The sequence below is a fragment of the Mesorhizobium sp. P5_C1 genome (assembly GCF_054049815.1).
Window position 1 is genome coordinate 1 of the sequence record NZ_JBFULQ010000325.1, and the last position, 6408, is coordinate 6408.

The 6408-nt window shown below is 61.9% G+C and carries 6 protein-coding genes and 1 pseudogene; 2 read left to right on the plus strand and 5 right to left on the minus strand.

The window, feature by feature from the left end; translation table 11 throughout:
- The 4 genes from ACXJ7R_RS21910 to ACXJ7R_RS21925 form a co-directional block, all read right to left on the minus strand.
- Positions 1 to 348, minus strand: a 348-nt coding sequence (locus ACXJ7R_RS21910; RefSeq protein WP_457153679.1) for a hypothetical protein, incomplete at its 3' end; no start/stop codon positions are given.
- 157 nt (positions 349 to 505) lie between these two features.
- Entirely contained in the window at positions 506 to 1669 is a 1164-nt protein-coding gene (locus ACXJ7R_RS21915; protein ID WP_457153680.1) for an isovaleryl-CoA dehydrogenase, read from the minus strand.
- 63 nt (positions 1670 to 1732) lie between these two features.
- The gene (locus tag ACXJ7R_RS21920) at positions 1733 to 2392 is read right to left on the minus strand and encodes a TetR/AcrR family transcriptional regulator (RefSeq protein ID WP_457153681.1); all 660 of its coding nucleotides are present in this window, start codon (positions 2390 to 2392) and stop codon (positions 1733 to 1735) included.
- 74 nt (positions 2393 to 2466) lie between these two features.
- Positions 2467 to 2751 (minus strand): acylphosphatase, encoded by a 285-nt coding sequence (locus ACXJ7R_RS21925; protein WP_457153682.1) that lies wholly within the window; start codon positions 2749 to 2751, stop codon positions 2467 to 2469.
- 157 nt (positions 2752 to 2908) lie between these two features.
- Here ACXJ7R_RS21925 and ACXJ7R_RS21930 point away from each other — a divergent pair, with 157 nt between their 5' ends.
- A complete protein-coding gene (locus tag ACXJ7R_RS21930) occupies positions 2909 to 3904 on the plus strand; it encodes a bifunctional helix-turn-helix transcriptional regulator/GNAT family N-acetyltransferase (RefSeq protein ID WP_457153683.1) in 996 nt (331 codons plus the stop codon).
- 109 nt (positions 3905 to 4013) lie between these two features.
- Here ACXJ7R_RS21930 and ACXJ7R_RS21935 read toward each other — a convergent pair.
- Positions 4014 to 5127, minus strand: a pseudogene (locus ACXJ7R_RS21935) (pyridoxal phosphate-dependent aminotransferase).
- A 120-nt stretch (positions 5128 to 5247) separates the two neighbouring features.
- Here ACXJ7R_RS21935 and ACXJ7R_RS21940 point away from each other — a divergent pair.
- On the plus strand, positions 5248 to 6408 hold a 1161-nt coding region (locus ACXJ7R_RS21940; RefSeq protein ID WP_457153684.1), incomplete at its 3' end, for a tetratricopeptide repeat-containing sulfotransferase family protein.

The following is a 6408-nucleotide window of genomic DNA, read 5'->3' on the forward strand; positions in this document are numbered from 1 at the left end:
GATATACTGTTGGGTTCGGATCACGGCGACGAGATTGTTCTCTCCGATCTTGGAGAGTTGAGCTTCCGCCAAAGCTCGGGCAAACCGCTCTATGGCGGCGTCGGCGTCTTCATCGGGGTACGAATTCAAGTAGCCAAACAGGTTCGTGACATCCGACCCTAACTCGACATCGTCGATCTTCGAATTGATCCTCGCCGGATCAGATGGATCCGCAGCCACACTGTCTACACCCGGTTGCCGCCTGATGGCGGCAATCACAAGGCCTCTGAATTCCGCTATGTCGGGAAAGCGCTGCTTCTGTGCCTTGGCTCGCCGCGGCAGGCTGGCAAAGAGCGTGGAAAGAATCATCGACAATAGCCTGCGCCTGTTCACGGGATGCACTGGTCGCGGAACCATCTTGCGCCTCGCCTATCTCCGTATGCCGCAGTGGTTGAAGAGACAGCTATTTGCCGTGGCGAGCAATCCACATTGTCACGGACGCGGTTCAAGTCTTTGCGCGGCGACATCACACCCCCTCCGCCATGATTTCCCGCCCGATCAGCCAGCGGCGGATCTCGCTGGTGCCGGCGCCGATTTCGTAGAGCTTGGCGTCGCGCAACAACCGGCCGGTGGGATAGTCGTTGGTGTAGCCATTGCCGCCCAGCAGCTGGAGAGCATCGAGCGCCATCTGCGTTGCCTTTTCCGCGGCAAACAGCACGCAGCCGGCGGCGTCCTTGCGCGTCGTCTGGCCGCGATCGCAAGCGGCGGCGACGGCATAGACGTAGGCGCGCGCGGCGTTCATCGTCGTGTACATATCGGCGAGCTTGCCCTGAACCAGCTGGAATTCGCCGATCGCCTGGCCGAACTGCTTGCGCTCATGCACATAGGGGATCGCCACGTCCAGGCACGCCGCCATCAGGCCGATCGGCCCGCCGGCGAGCACGGTGCGCTCGTAGTCGAGGCCCGACATCAGCACCTCGACGCCGCGGCCTTCCTCATGCAGCACATTATCGAACGGCACTTCGACGTTCTCGAACACCAACTCGCCGGTGTTGGAGCCACGCATGCCGAGCTTGTCGAGTTTCTGCGCCACGGAGAACCCGGCCATCGCTTTCTCGACGATGAAGGCGGTGATGCCACGCGATTTCCGATCCGGATCGGTCTTGGCATAGACGACCAGCGTCCCGGCATCCGGCCCGTTGGTGATCCACATCTTCGTCCCGTTGAGCACATAGCGGTCATTGCGCTTTTCGGCGTGCAGCTTGAGCGAGACGACGTCCGAGCCGGCACCGGATTCCGACATCGCCAGCGCACCGACGCGCTCGCCGGAACACAGGGCAGGGAGAAATTTCTCCTTCTGCGCCGGCGTCGCCCAGCGATTGATCTGGTTGACGCAGAGATTGGAATGGGCGCCGTAGGAAAGGCCGACGGAAGCCGACGCGCGGGAGATCTCCTCGACAGCGATAACATGCGCAAGATAGCCCATGCCGCTGCCGCMGAAATCGGGGTCGGCGGTGATGCCGAGCAGCCCGAGCGCGCCAAGTTCGCCCCACAGATGCGCCGGGAATTCGTTCGAGCGGTCGATATCGGCGGCGACCGGCGCGATCCTGTCCTGGGCGAAGCGCCGCACCATATCGCGCAGCGCCTCGATATCCTCGTCATGCCCGAAGCTGAGCGTGTTCGTGTACATGCCTTCCTCCTGCCCGCATGACCCCGAAGATCCCTCTCGATCTTCGAAGGAGCATACGCGAAATCAAAGTGCCGCGGTGTCTCTCGCGCGTCCGAGGGCGCGCGCGCTGCCATGGGTCGTCTCGCCGGCGGTTTCTGCTCCAACCAGGCGCATTGTCATTGAAAGATATGTCGCCGTCACTTCAGTGATCGACAGCCGCTCGCCCGGCCGAAACCAGACGATGACGCCGGTCATCATCTGGATCAGCGCCATGGCCGTCAGCCCGGTGTCATCGATGTTGAAGACGCCGGCCTCGGCGCCATCGCGCAGGATGGCGCGCAGCTCCTTTTCGTAGGCCGTGCGCAGGCGCAGGATCTGCGTCAGCCTTTCGGGCGACAAGCTGCGCAATTCCATGTTCGACACATGCGTGGCATGCCGACGTTCGATGTGAAAAGCGATGTGGTTTTCGACATAGGCGGCGAGCCGCTGCACGGGATCCGTGCTGGTTGGGCGGGCTGCTTCCCATGCGTCGGTCAGGCCTTCCATATGCTCGCGCATCAGCGTGAACAGAAGCCCTTCCTTGGTCGGAAAATAGCGGTAGAGCGCCGCTGCCTGCACGCCGACTTCAGCGGCGAGCTGGCGCATCGACATCGCCTCGTAGCCAAACCGCGCGATCAGATTGACGGCCGCCTCGCGGATGGTCGCTTCGGTCTTTTCGCCGTCGGATCCGGTGGTGCGCGCCATGTCAGCCCCTTTTTGCGGGACAATAATAAAACGAACGTTCAATTAATTCAAGGGTGCTCGAGCCAAATCCGTCGTCATACGACAATCCTGAACCCAACAGAAGCGTTTCCGGCTGCCAACTCCTCGACGTCGACCCTGGAAACCGACGCCTCGGACGGCCCTTTCCACAGTCGCCCGATCATTGTCGAGACTGCTTCATCGAGGCCTGCAATCTGGGTCGTTACTGATCCGTCCGCTTCATTGCGAACCCAGCCCGCAAGGCCAAGGCTCGTGGCCTCGCCCCGAACCCAGATCCTGAAGCCGACGCCTTGCACATTGCCGTAGACGCGCGCCCGTATTTCCCTGCGATGACCAGCCATGAATCTCTCCTAGCCTGTCTCCGTGGAATCTGGCGCATGGCGTAGGGAATGCAACCTGAATTGCGCGCACGACGTCGGGCTCTTCGGGTTTTGAAATTTAGTTGACTCAGTCCATTAATTTGGGAAAATGGAGCTGCCATATCGGGGTTGGACGCAGATGTTGGACGAACGCAGCGCATTGGTGGCGCAGATCCGCCACTTCAACCGGTTCTACACCCGCACCGTCGGCCTTCTCGACGAGACCTTGACCCAGAGCGCGTTCACCTTGACCGAGGCGCGGGTGCTGTTCGAACTCGGCCGCCACAGCCGCCCGGCTTCGGCCGAGATCGCCGGCGAACGCGGTTTCCTGGCCGGAGCATTTCGGCTGGAGAACGGCCCGGCGGCCTCCGAAATCGCCAGCCAATTGCGTGTCGACCCCGCCTATCTGACGCGAATCTTGCGCAAGTTCGCCGGTGAGGGGCTGACCGAGGCCCGGACGGATCCGGCCGACCGGCGCCGAAGGGTTCTCTCGCTGACCTCCAGGGGCGAGGCCGCTCTTGCGAGGCTTCAGGCGGCGGCTGATCGGGACACGGCGCGGCTGATCGAAAGCATCCCCGACGACAGGCTGCACGAACTGGGCGGCGCCTTGCGCAAGGCCGGGGAGTTGCTGGGTGATCCCGCCAGCGAAAACGGCGAGGCGACCTTGCGGCCGCACCGCGTCGGCGACGTCGGCTGGGTCGTGCAGCGGCAGGCCCGGCTCTACGCCGATGAATATGGCTGGAGCATCGAGTTCGAAGCCATGCTTGCCGAAATCGGCGCCGACTTCATTCGCAATTTCGTGCCCGGCCGCGATTTCTGCTGGATTGCCGAACGTGGCAACGGGGAGCCGGTTGGCGCTGTGTTCCTGGTTCATCTGGACGACGAGGTGGCCAAGCTGAGGATGCTGCATGTCGAGGCGGCGGCACGCGGCCTGGGCATCGGCAAGCGCTTGGTCGCGGAATGCGTGAGCCAGGCCCGCGCGTGCGGCTACAAGCGATTGGTGCTGTGGACCAACGACATCCTCGTCGCGGCGCGCGCGATCTATGAGCGCGCCGGTTTCAGGCTGGTCTCGGAGGAGCGCCACCACAGCTTTGGCAAGGACTTGACCGGCCAGACCTGGGAGCTGGATTTGTAAAGCGCGACCCGGCCTTGCATGATCCCGAAAAAGAGCGTGCCGGTTTTCGGTAAAGCTCATGCTCAAAGAAAAACGGCGCCCATCCCGATTCCATCGGGATGGAACAGCTCTAATTCCCTCGTGCCGCCGCCAGCGCGCCGGGCAGTTCCTCGGCGAAAATGTCCAGTTCGTGATCCAGTCCTACGCTGACGCGGATGCAGCGGTCGAGCACTGGTACCATCGGCTTGCGGATGAAGACGTCGCGTGACAGCAGGCCCTGCAGCACTTTCAGCGCGAAGACGCCGTCGCCACCACAGTCGATGGTGACGAAATTGGTTGCCGAGGCCAGCGACTTCAGCCCGTTCTGTTCGGCTATGCCGGCGATGCGTCGGCGGCCGGCCGCGACCCCGCGCCACCACGTTCCGCAGATAGTCCTGATCGGCAAGTGCCTCGACGCCGGCGATCTGCGCCATGCGGCTGACGCCGTAATGGTTGCGGATCTTCTCGAAATCGCGGATCACCTTGGCCTCGGCCACGGCATAGCCGCAGCGTATTCCGGCGAGCCCATAGGCCTTCGAGAAGGTGCGCATGCGGATGATGTTCGGCCGCGAGATATCGATCGGCGGCAGTGCCGAGGCTGGTCCGAGTTCGCCATAGGCCTCGTCGAGCACCAGCATGGTGGTTTCCGGCAGCGCCTCGATGAAGCGGATGAGCTCGTCGGCCTCCCACCAACTGCCCATCGGATTGTCCGGATTGGACAGGTAGACCAGCGGCGCCTTGTCCTTGCGAACAGCCGCGAGCAGGCCGTCCAGGCTTTCCCTGTCGTTCTCATAGGGGACGGTGACCAGCCGCCCGCCGACACCGGCGACATGGAAGTTGAAGGTCGGATAGGCGCCGAGCGAGGTGACCACGGCATCGCCGGGCGCCACGTACATGCGTGCCACCAGGCTGAGCAGCCCGTCTATGCCTTCGCCGACCACGACGTTTTCGACCTTGACGCCGTGATGCGCGGCAGCCGCCACCTTCAGGTCGTGATTGTCGGGATCGCAATACATCCACATGTCGCGGGCAATTCCAGCCATGCGCTCTATGACGCGCGGCGAAGGACCAAAACTGCTCTCATTGGCGCCGATGCGAGCGCGAAAAGCGCGGCCACGCTCGCGCTCCTGCGCCTCGGGGCCAACAAAAGGCACCGTCGAGGGAAGCGCTGCGACGAGCGGCGTTAGGGGAGGGTGTGGGCGCATGGTGGAAGCTCGCTTGGAAAAAGGGCCTTCTTGCTAGCCTGCCCGCATGGTCGGTGCAAGTTGCCGCGGCCTGCAACCGTAATGCTGGATTCCTTCGTCTCTTTTTGCTAGCGAGACACAATGAACAACCGTCTGCCGCCAGCCTGGTCCAAGCACCTGAAGGCCCAAACCGGGCCGAAACCCAAGTTCCCGCAGCAAAATCTGCCGCAAGCAAATCCGCTTTCGCGTACACAGGCAGACGACGCGCTGCTGGAGCAGGCGTACCAGTTTCAACAGGCCAAGCGGCTTAACGAGGCTCAGGACCTGTGCCTTCGGGTGCTGGCGCGTACGCCCAACCATCCACTCGCCCTGTATATTTTGGGGACCGTGTGCATAGGCTACGACGATGAGGCGGCCTTGCGGTATTTCGCACGCGCACTCAACGAGGAGCCAAAGAACCCCTACTACCACCTTGGCCTGGCCTCGGGCTACGTGAAGGTCAGTGAGTTTTCACCAGCAATCGAACATATGCAGTATGCCTTGGAGTTGCAGCCGAACCTCGTCGAAGCACTTTGCGCATTGGGGGATGCCTATATCCAGTTTGATAAGCCCGAGATGGCTCTGCCGCTCTATGAAAAGGCGCTGAAGACCAACCGCGATCATCCCAAGGTGCGGACAGGACTGGCTCGCGCGCTCAGCAGCCTGGGGCGCATGGACGAGGCCGCCGTCTATCTTAAGGAAACAATCGAACGTGGCATCGCAGTGCCGACTGCCTACAACGATCTTGTGCAGACGCAAAAGTTCACCGAAGAGCCAAAGGAACTCCAATCCATCATTCGTGAACTCGGCAATGCCAAGCTTGATCCGGACGGTTTAGAGAGGCTCCACCTGGCGGCCGGCAAGGTGCTGAACGACCTCAAGCGCTATAAGGATGCGTTCGACCATTTCAAGAAGGCCAAGCAGGCCTCAGGCCGCATCTTCGACATCGACCAATACCGTCGCTGGACGGACTCTCTGATCGAGACCTTCACGCCTGAGATGCTGGCTGCCAGGTCCGGTTACGGGAGTCCTTCGGACGTTCCTGTTTTCGTGGTCGGCATGCCTCGCTCGGGAACGACGCTTACGGAACAGATTTGCGCCAGTCATCCCGATGTCCATGGCGCAGGGGAACTGAGCAAAATCAGAAGAGTCGCGAATGCGATCGACCTCAAAAAGTCATCGGCCKGACGTTTAGACCAGGTGATCGCGTCGATCACAAAAGACCTATCCAGAACGTTGGCCGAAGAGCATCTGACCTATCTG

What these genes read in the sequence shown, in the direction of transcription:
- ACXJ7R_RS21920 (WP_457153681.1), bottom strand. Translation starts at nt 2,392, where the DNA reads ATGGCGCGCACCACCGGATCCGACGGCGAAAAGACCGAAGCGACCATC.
- ACXJ7R_RS21925 (WP_457153682.1), bottom strand. Translation starts at nt 2,751, where the DNA reads ATGGCTGGTCATCGCAGGGAAATACGGGCGCGCGTCTACGGCAATGTG.
- ACXJ7R_RS21930 (WP_457153683.1), top strand. Translation starts at nt 2,909, where the DNA reads ATGTTGGACGAACGCAGCGCATTGGTGGCGCAGATCCGCCACTTCAAC.